The 20,640-nt window shown below is 64.4% G+C and carries 21 protein-coding genes; 7 read left to right on the top strand and 14 right to left on the bottom strand.

Annotated elements, in window-relative coordinates:
* Positions 1–19: 19 nt before the first annotated feature.
* Positions 20–1,213, top strand: coding sequence for an adenylate/guanylate cyclase domain-containing protein (locus UP10_RS10725; RefSeq protein ID WP_044587321.1), 1,194 nt, complete (start codon positions 20–22; stop codon positions 1,211–1,213).
* A 298-nt stretch (positions 1,214–1,511) separates the two neighbouring features.
* A complete protein-coding gene (locus UP10_RS10730) occupies positions 1,512–2,399 on the top strand; it encodes a DMT family transporter (protein WP_044587322.1) in 888 nt (295 codons plus the stop codon).
* A 7-nt stretch (positions 2,400–2,406) separates the two neighbouring features.
* Here the strand turns inward: UP10_RS10730 and clpS are convergent, their stop codons facing one another.
* Positions 2,407–2,712 (bottom strand): ATP-dependent Clp protease adapter ClpS, encoded by a 306-nt coding sequence (gene clpS, locus UP10_RS10735; protein WP_044587323.1) that lies wholly within the window; start codon positions 2,710–2,712, stop codon positions 2,407–2,409.
* A 229-nt stretch (positions 2,713–2,941) separates the two neighbouring features.
* On the opposite strand from clpS, the gene UP10_RS10740 reads away from it, so the two are divergent.
* Positions 2,942–3,793 (top strand): DUF1194 domain-containing protein, encoded by an 852-nt coding sequence (locus tag UP10_RS10740; protein WP_044587324.1) that lies wholly within the window; start codon positions 2,942–2,944, stop codon positions 3,791–3,793.
* Between the two features lie 137 nt (positions 3,794–3,930).
* Here UP10_RS10740 and UP10_RS10745 read toward each other — a convergent pair whose 3' ends face one another.
* The 9 genes from UP10_RS10745 to UP10_RS10785 form a co-directional block, all read right to left on the bottom strand.
* Positions 3,931–5,169 (bottom strand): class I SAM-dependent RNA methyltransferase, encoded by a 1,239-nt coding sequence (locus UP10_RS10745; protein ID WP_044587325.1) that lies wholly within the window; start codon positions 5,167–5,169, stop codon positions 3,931–3,933.
* Positions 5,162–5,917 carry a TlyA family RNA methyltransferase gene (locus UP10_RS10750; protein ID WP_044587326.1) on the bottom strand — a complete coding sequence of 252 codons (756 nt, stop codon included), beginning with the start codon at positions 5,915–5,917 and terminating at the stop codon, positions 5,162–5,164. The genes UP10_RS10745 and UP10_RS10750 overlap by 8 nt, the downstream gene beginning before the upstream one ends.
* Positions 5,914–6,483, bottom strand: coding sequence for a nucleoside 2-deoxyribosyltransferase (locus UP10_RS10755; RefSeq protein WP_044587327.1), 570 nt, complete (start codon positions 6,481–6,483; stop codon positions 5,914–5,916). The genes UP10_RS10750 and UP10_RS10755 overlap by 4 nt, the downstream gene beginning before the upstream one ends.
* A 34-nt stretch (positions 6,484–6,517) precedes the next feature.
* Positions 6,518–8,443 carry a 1-deoxy-D-xylulose-5-phosphate synthase gene (gene dxs, locus UP10_RS10760; protein ID WP_044587462.1) on the bottom strand — a complete coding sequence of 642 codons (1,926 nt, stop codon included), beginning with the start codon at positions 8,441–8,443 and terminating at the stop codon, positions 6,518–6,520.
* Between the two features lie 480 nt (positions 8,444–8,923).
* Positions 8,924–9,175 (bottom strand): exodeoxyribonuclease VII small subunit, encoded by a 252-nt coding sequence (locus tag UP10_RS10765; RefSeq protein ID WP_044587328.1) that lies wholly within the window; start codon positions 9,173–9,175, stop codon positions 8,924–8,926.
* A gap of 127 nt (positions 9,176–9,302) precedes the next feature.
* Positions 9,303–10,229: a histone deacetylase family protein gene (locus UP10_RS10770; protein WP_044587329.1), complete on the bottom strand. Its 927-nt coding sequence runs from the start codon at positions 10,227–10,229 to the stop codon at positions 9,303–9,305.
* Between the two features lie 251 nt (positions 10,230–10,480).
* Entirely contained in the window at positions 10,481–12,154 is a 1,674-nt protein-coding gene (locus UP10_RS10775; protein ID WP_044587330.1) for a bifunctional metallophosphatase/5'-nucleotidase, read from the bottom strand.
* Positions 12,155–12,215: 61 nt separating this feature from the next.
* Positions 12,216–12,977 carry an enoyl-CoA hydratase-related protein gene (locus tag UP10_RS10780; RefSeq protein WP_044587463.1) on the bottom strand — a complete coding sequence of 254 codons (762 nt, stop codon included), beginning with the start codon at positions 12,975–12,977 and terminating at the stop codon, positions 12,216–12,218.
* A 239-nt stretch (positions 12,978–13,216) separates the two neighbouring features.
* On the bottom strand, positions 13,217–13,609 hold the full coding sequence (locus UP10_RS10785; RefSeq protein ID WP_044587331.1) for a GFA family protein: 393 nt from the start codon (positions 13,607–13,609) through the stop codon (positions 13,217–13,219).
* A 125-nt stretch (positions 13,610–13,734) separates the two neighbouring features.
* On the opposite strand from UP10_RS10785, the gene UP10_RS44060 reads away from it, so the two are divergent.
* Together UP10_RS44060 and UP10_RS10790 are read left to right on the top strand one after the other, a co-directional pair.
* Positions 13,735–13,944, top strand: coding sequence for a hypothetical protein (locus UP10_RS44060; protein WP_156179760.1), 210 nt, complete (start codon positions 13,735–13,737; stop codon positions 13,942–13,944).
* A gap of 17 nt (positions 13,945–13,961) precedes the next feature.
* Entirely contained in the window at positions 13,962–14,177 is a 216-nt protein-coding gene (locus UP10_RS10790; RefSeq protein WP_044587332.1) for a hypothetical protein, read from the top strand.
* 27 nt (positions 14,178–14,204) lie between these two features.
* On the opposite strand, the gene UP10_RS10795 is transcribed toward UP10_RS10790, so the two are convergent.
* Entirely contained in the window at positions 14,205–14,462 is a 258-nt protein-coding gene (locus tag UP10_RS10795) for a DUF1427 family protein (RefSeq protein ID WP_044587333.1), read from the bottom strand.
* An 11-nt stretch (positions 14,463–14,473) separates the two neighbouring features.
* Positions 14,474–15,442 carry a quinone oxidoreductase family protein gene (locus UP10_RS10800; RefSeq protein ID WP_044587334.1) on the bottom strand — a complete coding sequence of 323 codons (969 nt, stop codon included), beginning with the start codon at positions 15,440–15,442 and terminating at the stop codon, positions 14,474–14,476.
* 107 nt (positions 15,443–15,549) lie between these two features.
* On the opposite strand from UP10_RS10800, the gene UP10_RS10805 reads away from it, so the two are divergent.
* Together UP10_RS10805 and dapD are read left to right on the top strand one after the other, a co-directional pair.
* Positions 15,550–16,440: a LysR family transcriptional regulator gene (locus UP10_RS10805; protein WP_044587464.1), complete on the top strand. Its 891-nt coding sequence runs from the start codon at positions 15,550–15,552 to the stop codon at positions 16,438–16,440.
* Between the two features lie 244 nt (positions 16,441–16,684).
* A complete protein-coding gene (dapD, locus tag UP10_RS10810) occupies positions 16,685–17,656 on the top strand; it encodes a 2,3,4,5-tetrahydropyridine-2,6-dicarboxylate N-succinyltransferase (RefSeq protein WP_044587335.1) in 972 nt (323 codons plus the stop codon).
* A gap of 264 nt (positions 17,657–17,920) precedes the next feature.
* Here dapD and UP10_RS10815 read toward each other — a convergent pair whose 3' ends face one another.
* Together UP10_RS10815 and UP10_RS10820 are read right to left on the bottom strand one after the other, a co-directional pair.
* Positions 17,921–18,484 carry a DinB family protein gene (locus UP10_RS10815; protein WP_044587336.1) on the bottom strand — a complete coding sequence of 188 codons (564 nt, stop codon included), beginning with the start codon at positions 18,482–18,484 and terminating at the stop codon, positions 17,921–17,923.
* A 335-nt stretch (positions 18,485–18,819) separates the two neighbouring features.
* A complete protein-coding gene (locus UP10_RS10820) occupies positions 18,820–20,598 on the bottom strand; it encodes an acyl-CoA dehydrogenase family protein (RefSeq protein ID WP_044587337.1) in 1,779 nt (592 codons plus the stop codon).
* Positions 20,599–20,640: the final 42 nt, after the last annotated feature.

Genomic DNA, 20,640 nt, shown 5'->3' on the forward strand with positions numbered 1-20,640 from the left:
CTCGCCTTAAGGGACTGCCATGAACGTGTCGGAGTTGCGGGACATCAACGAGTGGATGATCGGCGGCGCACGCTCGGCGCCCACACCGCCGCAGATGATGGCGGAATGCTGCGAACGCCTGGTCCGGGCCGGTCTGCCGCTGTGGCGCGTCGGCGTCTTCGTTCGTACCCTGCATCCCGAGATTTACGGCCGCAATTTTCTCTGGAAGCCTGGAGCCGAGGTCGAACTGGGCACCGTCGATCACGACATCCAGAACGCCCCGGAATTCATCGCCAGCCCGCTTTCGACCGTCTTCAAGCAGGGACTTGAAGTGAGGGCGCGGCTCGACGATCCCGCGAGCGCGCGCTTTCCGATCATCGAGGACCTGCGCGCGGAAGGCGTCACCGACTACATCGCCCTGCCGCTGATCAATACCGACGGCTTCGTCAACGCGTCGAGCTGGACCACCAAGCAGCCGGGCGGCTTCACCGAAGAACAGTTGAACGCGCTGCGGTCGATCGCGGTTCCGTTGGCGCGTTACATCGAGATCGTCACCCTGCGCCGCACCGCCTCATTGCTGCTCGATACCTATGTCGGCAATCGTGCCGGCGAGCGGATTCTCGGCGGCCAGATCAGGCGTGGCCATGCCGACACGATGAATGCCGCGATCTGGCTGTCCGATTTGCGCGGCTTCACCGCACTGTCGGACCGCTTGCCAGCCGAGACGATCGTGGAGATCCTCAACCTCTACTTCGATTGCCAGGTCGCCGCGATCCGCGAACAGGGCGGCGAGGTGCTCAAATTCATGGGCGACGGCCTGCTCGCGGTGTTTCCGGTCGACGAATATGTCAGCGACGAAGCGCAGGTCTGCTCACGGGTGCTCGAAGCGGCGCGCGAGTCCCGCGCCAGCGTCGCGGCGCTGCAGTTTTCCCATCGTGAGGCGGTCGAGCGCTTTCGCTTCGGCATCGCACTGCATGTCGGGCGCGTGCTCTACGGCAATATCGGCGGCGGCGACCGGCTCGATTTCACCTGCATCGGTCCGGCGGTCAATCTCGCGGCGCGGCTGGAAAAGATCGCCGGCCGTCTCGGCCGCACCGTGGTCGCCTCCGAGGGCTTCGCCGGGATATGCAACGGCGGCTGGAGCGATCTCGGCGAATTTCCGATTGCCGGATTCGCGAAGGCCGAGCGGGTCTATGGCCTGGCCGACGAGGCGTCGCGCGCGGCCCCGGGCTAGCGCAGCTGCCACTACATCGAATCGAGCAAAAGCCCTCGCTTCACCTCGCCCCGCTTGCGGCAGGGCAGTCCGGGGCGAGGGCACTTTGCGTGATTTCGGAATAATGGAATAATGCCGCTGAGTTGCCCGACGTGTCAAGTCGTCTTGTCGAGCGCCGGCAGCAGCCGGCTCCTTTGCATGGGGTTGTTTTCGATGTTTTGGCAGTGTGTCCCTGCGGAGGCAGGCTGCCGTAAGAATGGGGATAGGGAACAGTGTCCCGTCGCCGTTCGACCACATCTCAACGAGTCCTAGAGGCGAAATGCCGGAAGTTACCTCCCAGCACCGCACCGGTGTCGCACTCATCGTTGCGGCGGCGGTGGCATGGAGTACCGCGCCGTTCTTCACTCGGCTGCTTCAATTCGATTCCTGGACCATCCTGTTCTGGCGTGGGCTGTTCGGCGGTGGCGTGATCGCGCTGGTGCTGGTCGTCATGCAAGGCCGCCGCGGCGTTCGCGACCTCATCGCGATGCGCCCAAGCGGATGGCTGGTAGCCGGCCTTTCGACTGTCGGGATGGTGACGTTCATTCCGGCCTTGCAGCTCACCAGCGTCGCCAATGTCGCTGTTATCATCGCGGTCCAGCCGTTTGCCGCCGCCGCGATCGCCTGGATATGGCTTCGGGAGACGGTGCGGCCGCGGACGCTGTTGGCCAGCGTGGTGGCGTTCGCGGGGGTGGTCGTCACCGTCAGCGGCGCCGGCGGCATTGGCGATTACAGGGGCATTGGGCTGGCCTGCCTGATGATGCTCGCGCTTTCCATCATGACGGTCGCCATTCGCAGGCACCGGGAGACCTCGATGGTTGCGGCTGCGGCGCTGTCGAATTTTCTCGGCAGCCTGGTCAGCATTCCCTTCGCGCAAGGGCTCGGATCGGTCACAGCGGCGAACCTCGGCGTGCTCGCGCTGTTCGGGATCTGCCAGGTCGGATTGGGCCTGACGCTGTTCACGTTGGGCTCCAGGCTGTTACCGTCAGGACAGGCGTCGCTCATCGCCACCCTCGAGACACCGCTGATGCCGTTCTGGGTGTGGCTGGCGTTTGCCGAGGTGCCGTCGGTCCGCGCGCTGGTCGGAGGCACGCTGGTGATGGGAGCCGTTGTCGCCGACATTGCGGCGGAGCGGCGGACGCAACCCGTACAGCCGGCGGAATGGTGACTGCGGGCTATTCCTCAGGCTCGGTGGTGAACAGCAGCGGATATCCCTTGGCGCGGCCGGCGTCGGTTGCGCGCGTCGCCTTGGTCTCGGCGATATCCCTGGCGAAGACGGCGACGACGCAGACGCCGCGCTGGTGCGCAACCAGCATCACCTTGTAGGCTTGGTCGTCGGTCATGCGGAATTCGGCCTTGAGCACGGTGACGACGAATTCACGTGGCGTGAAGTCGTCGTTGACCAGGATCACCTTGTGCAGGCGCGGCCGCTCGACCTTGGTCTTCGTCCTGGCTTTCGGCTTGATGACGGTATCGGGCATCGCCCGGCACCTCCTTCGCGGTTATCCCGTAACAATACCGGCTTTCGCCCGTCGTTGGAACCAGCCGATTTGCACGGGCTCATTGCGGCAGCAGCACGGCGCGCAACGCGATCATCGCCCAAATCATGGCGAGCGACGCTTGAACTGAATGTGAAGAGCGATTGATGTTCGCGCTTTTCGTCGCCTGATTTGCGTGTCACGATGACATTCACACGACGGGAGGGCCGCGATGCGCTGGTATGTCTCGATCGGAGCCGTGCTTGTCGCGGGCATGCTTGCCGGCGGCGATGTGGCCGGTGCTGCCGCGCCCGCGCCGGCAACACAGTCCGGCCATCGGCTGGCTGAAAAGGAATCCACCCCGAGCGTCGATGTCGAGTTGATCATCGCGGTCGACGTCTCCTATTCGATGGACATGGACGAGCTCGCGATCCAGCGCGAAGGTTACGCGCAGGCGATCGTTTCCAGGGAGTTTCTGCAAGCGCTGAAGGCCGGCCCGAACGGCAAGATCGCGATCACCTATTTCGAATGGGCCGCCTCCAACGACCAGAAGGTCATCATCCCCTGGCGAGTGATCGACGGCCCCGAATCCGCGGACGCGGTTTCGGCCGAGATCCTGAAGACGCCGGTCCGCCGCGCCTCGCGCACCTCGATCTCGGGCGCGATCTATTTCGCGATGCCGCTGTTCGACGAAAATCCGTATCGCGGCTTGCGGCGCGTGATCGATATTTCCGGCGACGGGCCCAACAACAACGGGATGCCGATCACGCCGGCGCGCGAAGCGGCGCTGGACAAAGGCATCGTCATCAACGGCCTCCCGATCATGGTGAAGGAGCCGTCCTACTCCACGATGGATATCGAGAATCTCGACTGGTACTATGAAGACTGCGTGATCGGCGGCCCCGGCTCCTTCGTGGTGACGATCAAGGATCGCGAAAAATTCAAGGAGGCGATCCGCACCAAATTGCTGCTCGAAGTCGCCGGCCGCACCCCGGAGCCGCGCCATGTGCCCGTCGCCGAGAAGGAGCCGCGGGTCAATTGCCTGATCGGCGAGAAGATCTGGCAGGACAGGTGGGGGCGGTAGCGCCACTACCGTAGGATGGGTAGAGCGAAGCGAAACCCATCAATCCTTGCCTCGACCCAAATGATGGGTATCGCTTCGCTCCACCCATCCTACGATTTCAGCGATCGGTTTGTTAGGCTCTCATCCATCCCGCCTGCTCAGCGCGAAAACCGCGCCACCAGCTCGACATGCGCGGTGTGGCGGAATTGGTCGACCGGGGTGACCTCCTCGATCCGATAGCCGCCATCGATCAGGATTTTCGCATCGCGCGCGAACGTTGCGACGTTGCAGGACACCGCGACGACGGTCGGCACCTTGCTGGCCGCGAACTGGGTCACCACCGCCTGCGCGCCTTGCCGCGGCGGATCGAACACGACCGTGTCGTAGTCGCGCAATTCCTGCGGCATCAGCGGGCGGCGGAACAGGTCGCGTGCCTCGGCCTTGAGCGGCTTCAGGCCCTTGGTCGCGGTCGCAGCCTTCTGCAGCGCCGTCACCGCGCCGGCATCGTTGTCGAAAGCGGTCACGCGCGTGCGCGCGGCGAGCCGCAACGCGAACGGTCCGACGCCACAGAACAGGTCGGCGATGTGTTTTGCGCGCTTGCAGCGATCCTGCACCAGCGCGGCCAGCGTCTCCTCGCCGGCCGCGGTCGCCTGCAAGAAGGAGCCGGGCGGCAGCGCAACCTGCGCGCTGCCCATCGTGACGACGGGGGCGTTGCGCATCAGCACCAGCTCGCCATGGCGCGTCAGCCGCGCCAGCCGGTGTGTTTCGGCAATCCGCGAGAGGGCTGCGATGACAGCGGTCGGTACCTGCCCGGAGCCGCGGACGTCGATGTCGAGGCCGCTGCCGGTCGCGGTGATCTGGATATCGAGCGGCTTGTTGGCGGGCTTCAACGCCTCGGCAACTGCGCGGGCGGCGTCGAGTGCGCCGTGCAATCCCGGATCGAGGATCGGGCAATCCGCGATCGCAACGATCGCGTGGCTGCCTGCGGCGGCGAAGCCGATGCGCAGCTCGCCGTTGGTGCCGCGGCGGGCATGCAGGGTGATGCGCCTGCGGCCGGCGCCATGGGCGTCGACGATCTCGGCGACCTCGCAGGCGATACCGGACTGCGCCAGCGTGTCGACCACGATGCGGCGCTTCCAGGTGCGATAGGCATCGGCCTGCCAGTGCTGGATGGCGCAGCCGCCGCACTGTCCGAAATAATCGCAGAACGGCGTGATCCGCTCCGCGCTCGGCTTGATGACACGGACCAGCCGCCGCCGTTCGGGATCGTTGTCGGTGGCTTCGACCTCGGCGGTCTCGCCGCCAAGTGTATAGGGCACGTAGACGCCGTGCCCGTTCGCGAGCGCCACGCCATCGCCGCGGTGGCCGACATGATCGATGGTGATTGTTTCAGCCACGGCGCGCGCCGATGAAGAACTCGATATTGCCGTCGCCGCCGGAGATCGAGGACGGGAACACCTGGATCTCGGTGCAACCGAGCGAAGCCGCGAAGGCTGCGATGTCGTCGCAGATCTCCTGATGCACCATCGCGTTGCGGATGATGCCGCGTTTGGAGTGCTTTCGTGCCGCTTCGAACTGCGGCTTGATCAGCGCGAGCAGATGCATCGGCGCCGCCGCCAGCGACAGCGCCACCGGCAGCACCGCCTTCAGCGAAATGAAGCTGACGTCGATCACGATGACATCGGGCCGCGCCGGCAGGCGCTTGCCCTCAAAACTCCTGATGTCGGTCTCCTCCATGGAGACGATCTTGGCATGTCCCTGCAGCGAGGGATGCAACTGGCCGTGGCCGACATCGACTGAAAACACCAGGCTGGCGCCGTTGGCAAGCAGCACCTCGGTGAAGCCGCCGGTGGACGCGCCGACGTCGAGGCAGACGTGATCCTCGATCTCGATCGGATAGTGCTCGAGCGCGCCGGCGAGCTTGACGCCGCCGCGCGAGACGTAAGGATGCGCGGGCTGCGCCGAAAGCTGCGCCTTCACCGGGATGATTTCGGAGGCCTTCGCGACCGGCTTGCCGTCGGCGATCACGAGGCCGGCGTCGATCGCCGCGCGTGCCCGCGCCCGGCTTTCGAACAGGCCACGTTCGACCAGCAATACGTCGATGCGCTTGCTGTCCGGCCCATCGCTTTTGTCCTTGCCGGTCAATTGAAGCCCGACCGGTTCTGCGCGCGCTCAGCCGCCAGGCGGACGCAGGCCTCGAAGGATTCGAGATCGTGCCAGATGTTTTCGGAGGCCGCCCTCGGCGTCACCAGCGGGGCGCCATGTAATTCAAGCGCATGTATCATCATCAGATTATCCGGCAGTCCAAACTCTTCCACCGTCAGCCCGTCGGCATCGATCAGGCGGCCGTCCGGCGCCGCTACCACCCGCTGCAGCCGCGCCACCCGATTGACGTAGGATGCGGGATCGTTCGAATAGGCGAGGCACAGCTTGCCGCATCCCGCCATGTAGCCGAGTTCGTAGACTGTGCCTGCGTCGGCACTGGGGCCGCGAAACGGCGTCAAATTGGCGATGATGGCGTCGGCGGACTCCATCATCGCCTCGTTGCTCTTGAAGATGGTGAGGGACGCCCCGGCAGCTGTGAGGTTCACCGCATTGTCGAGCGGATAGAGCCCGGTCAATCCGTGGCTCGCGCAAATCTCGGCCTTGCGGCGGCCGATCTCTACGGCATCCGGCAGGAACACGTCAGGACCTGCCAGATAGATGATCATGGACTTGCCGGCGCGTGCGCGCCGCCCGGACGGATTACGCGAGCTTGACGGTCTCGGTCTTGTAATCCTTGCCGAGGGTTTCGAACACCCGGGCTACGATGCTCTTGGCGTCGAGACCGGCGCGGCCGTACATCGCCGCCGGCGAGTCATGGTCGAGGAACACGTCGGGCAGGATCATCGCGCGCATCCGCAGGCCGCCGTCCAGCATGCCGTTGTCGGAGAGCAGCTGCATGACGTGAGAGCCGAAGCCGCCGATCGAGCCTTCCTCGATGGTGAGCAGGATCTCGTGCTCGCGTGCGAGCTTCAGGATCATCTCTTCGTCGAGCGGCTTCATGAAGCGCGCGTCGGCGATGGTTGCGGAGAGGCCGTGGGCGGCGAGTTCGTCGGCCGCCTTCTCGCACTCGGCGAGGCGGGTACCGAACGACAGCAGCGCGACCTTCTTGCCCTCGCGAACGATGCGGCCCTTGCCGATCTCCAGGGGAATGCCGACTTCCGGCATCTCGACGCCGCGGCCTTCGCCGCGCGGATAACGCAGCGCGCTCGGGCGGTCGTTGATGGCAACCTGGGTGGCCACCATGTGGACCATTTCGGCTTCGTCGGAGGCAGCCATGATCACGAAATTCGGCAGACAGCCGAGATAGGCGTTGTCGAAGGAACCTGCATGGGTCGCGCCGTCAGCGCCGACCAAGCCGGCGCGGTCGATCGCGAAGCGAACCGGCAGGCTCTGGATCGCGACGTCGTGGACAACCTGGTCATAGCCGCGCTGCAGGAAGGTCGAATAGATCGCGCAGAACGGCTTGTAGCCTTCGGTGGCGAGGCCGGCGGCGAACGTCACCGCGTGCTGTTCGGCGATACCGACGTCGAAGGTGCGGTTCGGGAACGCCTTGTTGAAGATGTCGACGCCGGTTCCGGACGGCATCGCCGCGGTGATGGCGACGATCTTGTCGTCCTTCTCGGCTTCCTTGACGAGGCTCTGGCCGAACACGTTCTGGTAGGCCGGCGCATTCGGTTTTGATTTCGCCTGGGTACCCGTCGCAACGTCGAATTTCACGACGGCGTGGTACTTGTCGGCGGAAGCTTCGGCCGGGCCGTAGCCCTTGCCCTTCTGCGTCACGACGTGGACCAGGATCGGCCCGGTCTCCATGTCGCGGACGTTCTTCAGGACCGGCAGCAGATGGTCGAGATTGTGGCCGTCGATCGGGCCGACATAGTAGAAGCCGAGCTCCTCGAACAGCGTGCCGCCGTCCATCATGAAGCCGCGGGAATATTCCTCGACGCGGTTGGCGCGGTTGGCGATGATCTTCGGCAGGCGCTTGTTGATCTGTTTGGCCGCCTCACGCAGCGTGCGATAGGTCTTGCCGGAGTAGAGTCGCGACAGATAGGCGCTCATCGCGCCGACCGGCGGCGCGATCGACATGTCGTTGTCGTTGAGGATCACGATCAGGCGCGAGTTCATGGCGCCGGCATTGTTCATCGCCTCATAGGCCATGCCCGCCGACATCGCGCCGTCACCGATCACGGCGATGACGTTGTTCTTGCCGCCGGAGAGGTCGCGGGCGACCGCCATGCCGAGGCCGGCCGAGATCGAGGTCGAGGAATGCGCGGCGCCGAACGGGTCGTAATCGCTCTCGGTGCGCTTGGTGAAGCCGGAGAGGCCGCCGCCGGTGCGCAGCGTGCGGATGCGGTCACGGCGTCCGGTCAGGATCTTGTGCGGATAGGCCTGGTGGCCGACGTCCCAGATCAGGCGGTCGCGCGGGGTGTCGAAGGTGTAGTGAATCGCGGTGGTCAGCTCGACCACGCCGAGGCCCGCGCCGAAATGCCCGCCGGTCACCGACACGGCGTCGATGGTTTCCTGGCGCAGTTCGTCGGCAACCTGCCGCACCTGCTCGACCTTGAGCTTGCGCAGGTCATCGGGCGTGCGAATGGTGTCAAGAAGCGGCGTTTTAGTAAATGTGGTCACAGCGATATTCCAATTTTGCTTGTCGGGACCCAAGTTGAAGCCTTGGGCCCGATGCGAGATGGGTTGCGCGCTCACCGCGCAGAGAAAGCCAGACACTCGGTGCCGCCCCGGCAGGCCGTTGCCTGGTTGTCAGCCTAGATGCACTCCGGATTGGACCACGTGATATCCCTCACGTTGGTCGCTCTTCACCCGTCCCGGTTCAGTTTTTTCAAACCATTTGAGGCGCTTGCCGCCGGAATAATCTGGCCGCCCGCCACCCTCGAATGCCCATAGAACTGGAAGCATTACACCAAAGCGACGGTCAAAGCCAACCCGCTAGCCGCGCTGGGTTCCCATACCAGACGTCAAAAAGTCTAGACTTTTCAATGGTTGGGTCGTCTCGCGGGTTCCATCTCGCCTATTTCAGCGGCAGCCGGCCGGTCCGGGCCGGCCGATTCCGCGCCAGGTGCGCATCCGTGCGCCGCCTGGGATCGTCGGGTGTCATTGGACGTCGAGCGGTTCGGTGCCGGTCACCTGGCCTGCGGCGTCGATCGTGATCTTGTCGACGCGGGCTTCGGCCTGCCGCAGCAATTCCTCGCAGCGCCGCTTCAGCGCCTCGCCGCGCTCATAGATCGTGACCGACTCCTCGAGCGGGACCTTGCCGTCCTCGAGCCGCTTGACGATCGATTCCAATTCCTCGATCGCGCGTTCGAAGGAGAGCTTCTTGACGTCGGCTTGAGTATTTTCGGCCATAATGAGTTCCTGGCTGCGCAGTTGGCATGAGCATGATCTGGTCCGAAAACCGGTTCCCACTTTTCGGGATCATGCTTGCATTGGCGCAGAATCAATCGAATTTATGCGGGCGTATTGTGGCGGTTATTCAGGCGCCCATCAATGCGGTGACGTGGGAAGCCACCGACTCTTTCAGGCCCTCGAGGTCATAACCGCCCTCCAGCACCGAGACCACACGGCCTTCGGCGCTCTTGTCGGCGATGTCCATCAGCTTGCGCGTCACCCAGCCGAAATCCTCGCCCCTGAGGTTGATCGAGGCCAGGGGATCGCGGTGATGGGCGTCGAAGCCCGCCGAGATGACGAGAAGCTCGGGCGAGAATTTTTCGAGCTGCGGCAGGATCAGGTTCTCGAAGGCTGCGCGGAACTTGGCGCTGCCGTCTTCCGGCGCCAGCGGTGCGTTGACGATGGTGTCATGCTCGCCGCGCTCGCTCATGGCGCCGGTGCCCGGAAACAGCGGCATCTGGTGGGTCGAGCAGTACATCACGGTCGGATCGGCCCAGAAGATGTCCTGCGTGCCGTTGCCGTGATGGACGTCGAAATCGATCACCGCGGCGCGCGTGATGCCGTATTTGCGCTGCGCGTGGCGCGCGGCGATCGCGGCATTGTCGAAGAAGCAGAATCCCATCGGTGTCGATTTCTCGGCGTGGTGCCCGGGCGGGCGCACCGCGACGAAGGCGTTGCGATGGTGACCTGCCATCACAGCGTCAGTCGCCGCGACGGCGCCGCCGACGCCGCGCATCACCGCTTCCCAAGTTCCTGGCGACATCGAGGTGTCGCCGTCGACATAGATCATGCCCGAGGTCGGCGCGATGTGGCGGAGCTCGCCGACATAATGCTCGCCATGGCAGAGCATCACCGAATCGAGGTCGCCTTCCGGCGCCAAATCACGCACCAGCGCCCTGAAGCGGTCCTCGCCAAGCACCTCGTCGACCGCGCGCAGCCGGTCGGGGCGTTCGGGATGTCCGGGCGGGGTGAGGTGGTTGAGACAGGCGGAATGCGTCAGAAGCAGTGTCATGCAAATTCCCGGCGCAACTGCTGCGCGTATGACGAAGATCTAATGTAGGCCGTTACCGGCGGCCCGGAAAGGGGCGGGTTCGAACCTTTCTCACCGTCATTGCGAGCGAAGCGAAGCAATCCATTGTCACCGCGCGTGCGGAGGGATGGGTTGCTTCGTCGCGGAGCCTGTCATCGGGCGCGCATTCGCGCGACCCGTTGGGCTCCTCGCAATGACGGGGATAGACGTGCGTTCCACCCGCGCCGCCATGTTCAATTGATCCGCGCGATGCGGCCGGCCGCGATCGGGCCGACCGGGCTGTTGGCTTTGAAATAAGCATACAGCGCGTCGACGTCGTAAACGCCGAACTGCTGCGCGGCGCCGTCCTTGAACACCGTGAAGCCGTCGCCGCCTTCGGCGAGATAATTATTGACGGTGACGCGATAGCTCGCCTTGGGGTCGATCGGCCGGCCGTCGAGCGACATCCGTTCCGCGATGATGCGCGCCCCATCCGGCTTGGTCGCATCCCACGCATAGGCGAAGCCTTTGGAGACCTGCAGCGGACGCGGCCGCTTCGGGTCGGCCCATTGCTGCTCCAGCACGTCCTTGAGCTGCTGGCCGGTCAGCGTCATTGTGACGAGCTGATTGCGGAACGGCTGGCTTGCGAAGATGTCGGCGTATGTCACCGCGCCCTCGTCGCGCTTGACGATGTCGGTGCGCACGCCGCCGGGATTGGTGAAGGCGATCACCGCGCCGCCATTCGGCTCCGAGCTCGTCGCCGCGAGCTGCGCGTCGGCGACGATGTCGCCGAGCGGGCTTTCGCCTGAATCGTTCGGTGCCCGCGAAAGCGTTTCGGTCACCGCGCCCGCCGGGCGGTTGGCGATCGGCGCGGCCAGCCGGTCGTAGGATTCCAAGAGCGCGCTCTGCTCGGGATCGCGGGCATAGCTGCCGATCCGCACGATGGTGTTGTCGGCCTTGGCGCAGATGACGTCGTGGGTCTTCGGATCGAGTTGAAGGTCGATCGCGGTGACCAGCGTGCCGTATTTGTCGCCCGAGGTGACGAGCCGCCCGTCGATCTCGCAGACATAGGCCTGGTGGGTGTGACCGGAGATCACGACATCGACCGCCTTGTCAAACTTCTTGACGATGTCGACGATCGGCCCGGAGATCCCGGGGCATTCATTGTAGTCGCCGCTAGGAAAGCCGCCCTCGTGGATCAGCACCACGATCGCCTCGACGCCGCGCGCCTTCAATTCGGGGACCAGTGCATTCACCGTCTCGGCCTCGTCGCGGAATTCGAGGGGCGCGACGCCGGCCGGCGACACCAGGTTCGGCGTGTTCTTCAGCGTCAGCCCGATGAAGGCGACCGGAATGCCGTCGAATGTCTTGATCTCGTAGGGCGGAAACACCGTCTTGCCGGTGGCCTTGTCGATCGTGCTGGCGGCGAGGTAGCGGAACTTGGCACCTAGGAAGGGATGCGGTCCCTGGCACTGGTCGACCGGATGGCAGCCGCCGTTCTGCATCCGCAGCAATTCGTCCTTGCCCTCGTCGAACTCGTGATTGCCGACCGAGGAGATTGCGAGCCCCATCATCGACAGCGACTCGATGGTCGGCTCGTCATGGAACATCGCCGACAGGAAGGGGCTGGCGCCGATCAGGTCGCCGGCCGCGACGAAGATGTTGTTGTTGTGCCCTTCGCGCAGCTTCTTGACAACGGTCGCCATCCGCTCGGCGCCGCCGGCTGCTACCATGATCTTTTTGGTCGCGTCGGCGGGATCGGTGATGCGGATGCCGCCCGGCGGCGGCCGCAGATAGCCGTGGAAATCGTTGATCGCGAGAATGCGCAAGTCGACCGGCGCCGCGGTCTGCGCCGCGCAGGGGCCGGTCGCGATGACAACAAGCGAGCAGATCGCGGCGGCGAGGGGTGAAAGATGGAAGCGTCTCATGACCTGTCCATGGAGCACACGATCATGACGCGGCGCCACTACATTTTTGCGACGCGGCTGTTCAATCCTTCGTGCGCGCCACGAACCTCCTGAAGGCGGCGATCGCCTCGGCGGAGCGCATGCGCTCCGTGAACAAATGGTTCTCCTGATCGATCCGGCGGGTGACGTCCTCGGGCGGTAGCCGGATCAACCGCCGCGAGATCGCGACTGCTTCCGCCGGCAGCGCGCAGATCTCCCGCGCCACCTTGTGCGCCTCGACCTCGGCATGTCCCGGCGCAACCACCGAGTTAACGAAGCCGGCGACGCGGGCGTCGTCGGCCGTCATGGTACGTCCCATCACCAGCATCGCGAAGGCGCGCTGGTGGCCCATGCTGCGCGGCATCAGCAGGCTGGAGGCGCCCTCCGGGACCAGGCCGAAAGTGCTGAACGGGGTCGAGAACTGCGCGGTTTTGCTGGCGAGCACATAATCGCAATGGAACAGCAGCGTCGTGCCGATTCCCATTGCGACGCCATCGACGGCCGCGATGATCGGCTTGACGTTGTGGGCCAGCGAATAGAGGAACTTGACCAGGTCGGAGGCGCCCGGCGCCTCGCTGGTCGAGGTGCCCTCGCTCAGGAGGTCCTCGATATCGTTGCCCGCGGTGAACACGCCGGAGCCGCCGGTGACAATCAGGCAGCGGATATTCGGATTGTTCTGCGCGGTGTCGATCGCGGCGCTCATCGCGCGATACATGTCCCGGGTGATCGCGTTTTTCTTCTCGGGCCGGCGCATCTTGATCAGGCGCGCGGCGCCCTCATCGGTCACGATCACATGCGCGGTCATCACGCGGTCCCTTGCATCAGCGGGTGGCGTCATCGCTGCCGGGCCACTCCAGCTCGTTGCGACAATCCTTACACGAACCTTACATGATCCGGTGCAAGCCCCAAGGGGGTCTGAAGGGCTCCGGAGGGTGTTCCCGCGCATCTTTTCCCCTCGGGCGAGCATGGCGGCGATGCAATGCAGTGGACGAGAAACCCCTACCCGGGTGTGGGCAGGTCCGGACTTCGCCGATCGGGGAGGCGCTACAAGCCTTCCGGAACTTCAGCCGTCTCGTGCTTCGGATCATACCAGGCCGCAGCATCGGACCGCCAGATGTGCGCGCGAGCCGGCCCGGCGACCGGGGTGTCGAGACATCCCATGCGCAACAGGACGTTCGGCTGCGCGACCCGCTCGGCCATGATGTGCGAGCCGCACCTTGTGCAGAAACGCCGCTGCTTGCCGGGTGAGGATTCGAACGCGCCCAGCAGCTCTTCGCCGCGGACCCAGCGAAACGCCGCGCGCGGCACCGGCATCACGCTCGAAAAAGCCGACCCGTGCGTCTTCCGGCACGTTTGGCAATGGCAATGGACGAACGCAGCGGGCTCCGCGTCGACTTCATAGGCCACGGCCCCGCACAGGCAACTCCCGGTCAACATCGCAAACTCCTCGCGTGCAAGACCTGTTCGCTATCGCGGCCAACATGATCTGTCAAAACCGCCGCCTGCGTCACGCTGCGTGACGCGGTGACGCAGAAGCTTGACTTCAATTCGGCTGAAGCCACATGCGTCGAAGGTCAGGTTATATCGGGCAATCGTTGCGTGCCGCGGGCGAGGGCGGTCCCTCGGCAGAGGACGGCATCGAATATGGCGATCTCGACAAGAGCGCGCATGTCGCCGAAATGTTCGTGGGACGCCGGCTCTCGCCCTTCCTGGCCCTTCCAGGCATCTTGCAGACCGGTTCCGTGCTCGTGCAAATCCGTGATCCGGCGTGATCGCCTGTTGCCTTCATTTGGGCACCTATGAGAAGACTACTGCGTTCGGGAAGGATGCCAAGGCGGCCATCGCAGGGGGCCTGCAGTTGACGGATCGATCCCACGAGACTTCGCAAGGCGTGACTTCGCAAGACGTGGATTTGCGCAACTTCGCCCGCGTCGTTTCAGCCTGCACTTTGGGGCTGTGGGCATTTGCGGCGGGTCTGCTGATCGGGACCTTCTTCCTGTCGTGATCGAAGCGGATTCGCGAAAGTCCGTGCTCAGTGTGGCGCTGTCGTATCAGGTATCCGATTGGAAGCGGGACCAGGCGCAATCGAAGGATCGTCATTCGCCTGCTCGATCGAGGCAGGGGCAGCCGCGAAATGATGTCGCGCCATATTGATCGCCTGTTCTCCGACGACCATGCCCAACAAGCCGACCAGCGCGATCAATGGCGGGGCCGGCGAGCGAACCTGGACGAGCCCGTAAGCGATACCTGCCGCAGCACCCATCAGCAGGGAAACCAGATAGCCGATCATGGTCACCTCTCCTACGTTTGCGGTTGAAGCACGATGCGACCTGCGGCGCCCGCCGCGACCTTGCGGTAGGCCTCCTCGGCCTGACTGAGCCCGCAGGTTTCCGCGATCGGTGCCGCGCGATAGTCGCCGGCGACGAACCCCGGGGTCAGCGCGTCGAGCACGTCAGCTGACGCTGCAAGATCTCTCTTCAATGTATCCACGCCGAACAGCCGGCTTTCGTTGTGATAGAAGTCAGCGAGGTCGAAGCTCACCTCGCGCTGACCGGTCGCGGAAATTTCGACGAGCCGCCCTCTGAGTGCCAGACTGTTGACGGCATTACGGAACATCACGCCACCGACGAGATCGAACACGACATCGGCCCCCTTGCCGCCAGTGGCTCTGCGAATGTCCGCCGGCAGGTCGTTTGAACCGATGATCAGCTTCTCCGCAATGTCATGGATCGGCGCGTCCGGATGCGGTGCATGCCTGTCGACACCGATCACGCGGGCGCCACGCCGCCTTGCGATCTGGGCTGCGGCACCACCGACGCCGCCGCCGGCGCCGATCAGCACCATGGTTTCGCCGGCCGTCAGGCCGGCGGCCTCGATGCCGCACCAGGCGGCAACGTAATTGACACCGACTGAAGCGGCCTGCTCGAAGCTGAGATTGTCCGGCTTGCGTCTGAGGCTAGCAACCGGCACGGCGAGAAACTCGGCATGGGTGCCGTCGCGGGTGAACCCGACATCGCCGCCGGTGCCCCAGACGGCAGCGTCGAGCCATTCCGAAGGCCCGGCTTCGACCACGCCGGCATAATCCCGGCCGGGGATGCGCGGCAGTGTGGTCTGGCTCATGGCTCCCGCCACGTTCTTGACGTCGCTCGGGTTGATGGAGGCCGCCATCACGCGGACCAGCGCCATGTCACGGCCGGCGGCCGGCCTGGCGACCTCGGTCAGTTTTAGAACCGAGGGATCGCCAAAGGCTTCGAATTGGATGGCACGCATTGTCTGGCTCCTTGTTTTCTACAAGGGAAAATGGACAACCGCGTGCAGGTCGAAAAGGGCCGAGAAAGCATGCTATGTTTCCGCTAAGCGGAAGCATGGAGCCTGCCTTGGCGGATAGCATTGGAGATATCGAGCTGTTCTGTGCGATCGTCGAGGCCGGTGGAATCTCCGCGGGCGCCACGGCGCTGCGCTCCTCGCCGCCGGCCGTCAGCCGCCGCCTTTCAGCGCTGGAGGATCGCCTCGGCGTGCGCCTCGCCGAGCGCAACGCGCGACGGTTTCGCCTGACCGAAGAGGGCGCGTTGTTCTACGAGCATTGCAGGAGGCTTCTTGCGACGATGCACGACGTCGAAGCGGAGGTCTCCGCGCGCGGCGCGACCGCCCGCGGACTGCTGAAGGTCGGTGCACCGATGGAGCTTGGCCGCAGGCGGATCGCTCCGCTGCTCGCGGAATTCGCGGCCCGGCATCCGGGACTGGAAGCCCATCTGGTTCTCTCCGACGCCGGCCTTGAGGTTGGACAGGACGGCATCGACGTCGCGCTGCGCGTTGACCGGCCCGACAATCCCGCCGTCATGACCCGCAAGATCGCCGCGACCCCGCGCGTCCTTTGCGCCGCGCCTTCGTATCTCGCCGATCGCGGCATGCCCGAGCGGCCAGCGGATCTGGCGCGGCATGAGTGCCTGCGCCTTGCCCGCCGACATTACCTGCATGACCGCTGGCGGTTTCGCACCGACAGCGGCGCGGAGGAGATCGTCGTCGGTGGCCATCTCTCGAGCAGCAGCGGCGACGTGCTTCACGGCTGGGCGCTTGACGGCCGGGGCCTTTCGTTCGAAGCGCTGTGGGATGTCGCCGAGGATCTCGAAGCGGGCCGTCTCGTCGCGTGCCTCGCCGATTATGCCAGCGACGAGATCGAATTGTTCGCGACGTTTCAACCCGGCCACCCGGTGCCACCGCGCGTGCGGCTGTTCGTGGATTTCATGGCCGCGTCGCGCCTGAGCTAGGACGCGGACTCACTAAGCCGCAGCCATAGCCTAATTGACCCGAGTTGAACGAAGGCAAGGTAGTAGACGCAACGCTCTCGGCCCGGCCCCGGCTTACGGGCAGAAGCGGACATCACCCGTCGACTCCCCCGCTGAATCCGTCGAAAATGAACCCAAAGCGGACGTGTTTGAGAGCCCAGAAGTTGCCATTTCTACGAGAACTTGCGTATGCTCCACGTGCAGGATCGTAGTGTGAGCAATTCAAATGGCGACGGAGCTGAGGGGCGCGAGCGGCGAGGGATTTGCGACGATTGCCGCTGATGGTCGCGTGTTAGATTCCTGGTTCCTTCAGCTGCGCCTGGTCGCGGAGGCCGACAAGGCGGCAGCGGTACGGCTGACGAAGGACGAGATCATCAGATCGTTGGGTGAGTCGGCAGACGGATATGCGCGACACGACGACATCCGCAATGTCGATATCGTTCCAATCCATACAGAAATTGACTCCCTTGCATCTGCGCCGACTGATGTGCACGACGCATATCTTCGCCTCCATCTCCTGAGCCACCGGCTCGTCCAGCCCAATTGCCTGAACCTTGAAGGAATTTTCAGTCTGTTACCTAACGTCGCCTGGACGACCTTCGGTCCCTGTGAATGCTCTCGTGTATCGGAAGCGCGGATCGTCGCGCGAAAACGTGGCCTTGGGTTTGAGGTGACAGGCGTGGATAAATTTCCGCGCATGACTGATTATGTGACGCCTGCGGACGTGAGAATTGCAGATGCGGATCGCGTAAGGCTCGGAGCCTACCTGGCTCCGGGTACGACCGTCATGCATGAAGGCTTTTGCAATTTTAATGCGGGTACGCTCGGTCCCTGCATGGTCGAAGGCCGGATAAGCGCCGGTGTGGTTGTGGGAAGTGGCAGCGACGTTGGTGGCGGAGCGTCGATCATGGGCACTCTGTCCGGAGGAGGGAAAGAGAGGAATACAGTTGGTGAGCGCTGCCTGATCGGAGCCAACGCCGGTATCGGCATTTCATTGGGTGACGATTGTATCGTTGAAGCGGGCTGTTATGTCACGGCAGGCGCGCGCATCCTTTTGGAAGATGGCCGAGTCCTGAAAGCCAAAGAACTCTCAGGCCAGAAGGGCCTGCTTTTCCGTCGTAATTCCCAGAGCGGCGCTCTTGAGGCAACCAGACGCACCCCAAATTGGGACGGCCTCAACTCGCAACTTCACAGCTAGAGCGTTTTCGAGCGACGTGGACACCGGTTCGCGTCAAGAAAACGCGTCAAAACCAGAATCTAGAGCTTCGGTTCTGATTCGATCAGAACCGAAAAGCTCCAGGCAGCTCACTCGAAGAAGTCGTTGGCGACAATTGTGGCGCGTCAACGATGTCGCCTTCTGGCCCCTCGCGTCATTTGCTGCTGCTGCACAAAAGCGGCCGTTATCGGAGCGAAGCGGACATCATGCGAGCAGCTTATGAGTCGCGCCCTGGCTGATCCGCAGTCAGCCGCCCCACACGGTGGCTTCGGTCCAACCGAGCTCGGCGAACTCGTCGGCCCTGAGCGGCGCTTCTCCGGCGGCGAAGAACTCGTCGAGCTGCGGCGGCTTGACCGCCGTTGCGGACAGCATGGCGTAGGCCTGGCCGCGATGATGGATGTCGTGCTGGAACAGGTGCATCAGCAGGCGGTCGCGCCGCTCGGTCTGCACCTTGGTGTCGCGATTGATCCGCACGATATCGTTGAGTAGGTCGGGTGTCAGCGCATCGCAGACTGCGATCAGGCGCTGGTCGATCGCGCGCTGCGCCGGCTTGAGTTCGGCAACCGACGGGCAGGGCACCTCGTTCGCCCACGCCTTCGGCCCGAGCCATCCGCCTTCCAGCGCGTCGACGTAGAACAGGTCGACGACGTAGATGTGGTTCAAGGTCTGCTGCAGGCTCGGGAAGAACCCGGTGCGCGCGGCGGCAAACTCCGCCTGGCTGAGTTCGGCGCACGCAGTGAGAAGACGGTGGTTGGCCCACGCGTTGTTGTGGGCAAAGGCGCGGTAGGTCTGAACGAGGCCGGCCGGCATCTCTCGTCACCTTGCTTGTTGCGTGCGGGTTCATTAGCACGGATGTCTTGAAAAGACGCGCGCCTCGCTGTCGCGGTGGCGCATCTGCCGGCGAGTGCCGATGCCGAAGCACTGATTTGCCCGACATGGCAAGGTCCCGCTTAACTGTCGTCCCGGGCTTGACCCGGGACCCATAACCACAAGTGCTAATTGCTGCTCGACGCTGTGGCCCCAGCTCATCTCACAACGAACGTCTGTGGTTATGGGTCCCTGCTTCCGCAGGGACGACATCCGGTGAGAGCCGTACTCAAAATTCGGCCTGCCGCTGCGCGAAGATCGCGACGCCGCCGAATCATTTACCCCAACAACACCGCATCGGCCCCGTTCACGGCCTCCGCGCCGTCGGTCACCGTCTTCTCCAGCGATGGCGCCTGCACGGCGAGGTTCTCGGCAAAGAAGCGCGCCAGTCCGACGTAACGCTGCGGCTCGGCTTCGCCATTGGCCTTCGCGGCCAGCGCTTCGCCGGCCAGCATGCAGCCGCCGAGCGTGGCGCCGAACAGCCGCAGATAAGGCGTCGCGCCGGCGAGCGCATCGTTCGGCGCGACCACCAAGCGTTCGAGCAGCCATTTGCTGGTGCGCTCGAGTGAAGCGAGCGCGTCGCGCAGCTTTGGGCCTGTGGTGCCGAAGGCCGGATCGTTGGAGGCTTCGACCTGCTTGACGGTTGCCGAGAGTTCGTCGAGCAGCGCCCACACCGAGGCGCCGCCATTGGTGCCGAGCTTGCGGGTGACGAGGTCGATCGACTGGATGCCGTTGGTGCCTTCATAGATCGAGGTGATGCGGGCATCGCGATAATGCTGCGCGGCGCCGGTCTCTTCGATAAAGCCCATGCCACCATGGACCTGGACGCCGAGATAGGAGACCTCGTTGCCGATGTCGGTGGAGAACGCCTTGGCGATCGGCGTCAGCAGCGCGCCGCGCGCCGCGGCGTCGGCCCGCACCTTGGCGTCCGTGGCGCGCACTGAGACGTCGAGCGCGACCGCGGTGGCGTAGCAGATCGAGCGCGCCGCCGCCGTCATCGAGCGCATCTGCATCAGCATGCGCTTGACGTCGGGATGCACGATGATCGGATCCATGCCGTCGCCCTTCTTGCCGGCGGCCTTGCCCTGGCGTCGTTCTTGCGCATAGGCCAGCGCCTGCTGATAGGCGCGGTCGGCAATACCGACGCCTTCGAGGCCGACGCCGAGCCGGGCCTGGTTCATCATCGTGAACATGCAGCGCATGCCCTGGTTTTCTTCGCCGATCAGATAGCCGATCGCGCCGCCCTTATCGCCCATCGTCATGGTGCAGGTGGGGGAGGCGTGCATGCCGAGCTTGTGCTCGACACCGGAGGCATGGATGTCGTTGCGGTCGCCGAGCGAGCCGTCGGCCTTGACCAGGAATTTCGGAACAAGAAAGAGAGAAATCCCCTTGGTGCCGGCGGGCGCATCGGGCAATCGTGCGAGCACGAAATGCACGATGTTGTCGGTCATGTCGTGCTCGCCATAGGTGATGAAGATCTTGGTGCCCTTGATGCGGTAGGTGCCGTCGGGCTGCTTTTCGGCGCGGGTGCGCAGCGCGCCGACATCGGAGCCGGCGTTGGGCTCGGTGAGCTGCATCGTGCCGGTCCATGCGCCGGTGACGAGCTTCTCCAGGTAGATGGTCTTGAGTTCGTCGCTGCCATGGGCGTCGAGCGCCTCGATCGCGGACAGCGTCAGCAGCGGGCAGAGGCCGAAGGCGACGTTCGAGGCGCTCCAGATCTCGGTGCAGGCGGCGTTGATCGCGAGCGGCAGGCCCTGGCCGCCGAACGCCTCCGGTCCCGACACCCCGTTCCAGCCCGCAGCGGTCCAGCGCTGATAGGCATCGGGCCAGCCGGGCGCCGTCGTCACCTTGCCGTTGTCGAGCTTGATGCCGTGCTCGTCGCCGACCTTGTTCAGCGGCGCCAGCACGTCGCCGGCGAACTTGCCGGCTTCCTCCAGCACGGCGGCGGTGATGTCGGCGTCGAAATCGCCGTAATGGCCGGCCTTGACGGCGGCAGCCAGGCCCGCGCCGTGATTGAGGGACAACAGGATATCGTTGATCGGCGCACGGTAGGTCATGGCGTTACTCCCGACGAAGCGTTTGGCAACCGTCTTCCCACG

This window comes from Bradyrhizobium sp. LTSPM299 (assembly GCF_000938235.1).
GTDB lineage: Bacteria > Pseudomonadota > Alphaproteobacteria > Rhizobiales > Xanthobacteraceae > Bradyrhizobium.

Excerpts from the sequence above, each read along its gene's own strand:
- UP10_RS10725 (WP_044587321.1), top strand. The coding sequence starts at position 20 with ATGAACGTGTCGGAGTTGCGGGACATCAACGAGTGGATGATCGGCGGC.
- UP10_RS10730 (WP_044587322.1), top strand. The coding sequence starts at position 1,512 with ATGCCGGAAGTTACCTCCCAGCACCGCACCGGTGTCGCACTCATCGTT.
- clpS (WP_044587323.1), bottom strand. The coding sequence starts at position 2,712 with ATGCCCGATACCGTCATCAAGCCGAAAGCCAGGACGAAGACCAAGGTC.
- UP10_RS10740 (WP_044587324.1), top strand. The coding sequence starts at position 2,942 with ATGCGCTGGTATGTCTCGATCGGAGCCGTGCTTGTCGCGGGCATGCTT.
- UP10_RS10755 (WP_044587327.1), bottom strand. The coding sequence starts at position 6,483 with ATGATCATCTATCTGGCAGGTCCTGACGTGTTCCTGCCGGATGCCGTA.
- UP10_RS10765 (WP_044587328.1), bottom strand. The coding sequence starts at position 9,175 with ATGGCCGAAAATACTCAAGCCGACGTCAAGAAGCTCTCCTTCGAACGC.
- UP10_RS10770 (WP_044587329.1), bottom strand. The coding sequence starts at position 10,229 with ATGACACTGCTTCTGACGCATTCCGCCTGTCTCAACCACCTCACCCCG.
- UP10_RS10775 (WP_044587330.1), bottom strand. The coding sequence starts at position 12,154 with ATGAGACGCTTCCATCTTTCACCCCTCGCCGCCGCGATCTGCTCGCTT.
- UP10_RS10780 (WP_044587463.1), bottom strand. The coding sequence starts at position 12,977 with ATGACCGCGCATGTGATCGTGACCGATGAGGGCGCCGCGCGCCTGATC.
- UP10_RS10785 (WP_044587331.1), bottom strand. The coding sequence starts at position 13,609 with ATGTTGACCGGGAGTTGCCTGTGCGGGGCCGTGGCCTATGAAGTCGAC.
- UP10_RS44060 (WP_156179760.1), top strand. The coding sequence starts at position 13,735 with ATGCGTCGAAGGTCAGGTTATATCGGGCAATCGTTGCGTGCCGCGGGC.
- UP10_RS10795 (WP_044587333.1), bottom strand. The coding sequence starts at position 14,462 with ATGATCGGCTATCTGGTTTCCCTGCTGATGGGTGCTGCGGCAGGTATC.
- UP10_RS10800 (WP_044587334.1), bottom strand. The coding sequence starts at position 15,442 with ATGCGTGCCATCCAATTCGAAGCCTTTGGCGATCCCTCGGTTCTAAAA.
- dapD (WP_044587335.1), top strand. The coding sequence starts at position 16,685 with ATGGCGACGGAGCTGAGGGGCGCGAGCGGCGAGGGATTTGCGACGATT.
- UP10_RS10815 (WP_044587336.1), bottom strand. The coding sequence starts at position 18,484 with ATGCCGGCCGGCCTCGTTCAGACCTACCGCGCCTTTGCCCACAACAAC.
- UP10_RS10820 (WP_044587337.1), bottom strand. The coding sequence starts at position 20,598 with ATGACCTACCGTGCGCCGATCAACGATATCCTGTTGTCCCTCAATCAC.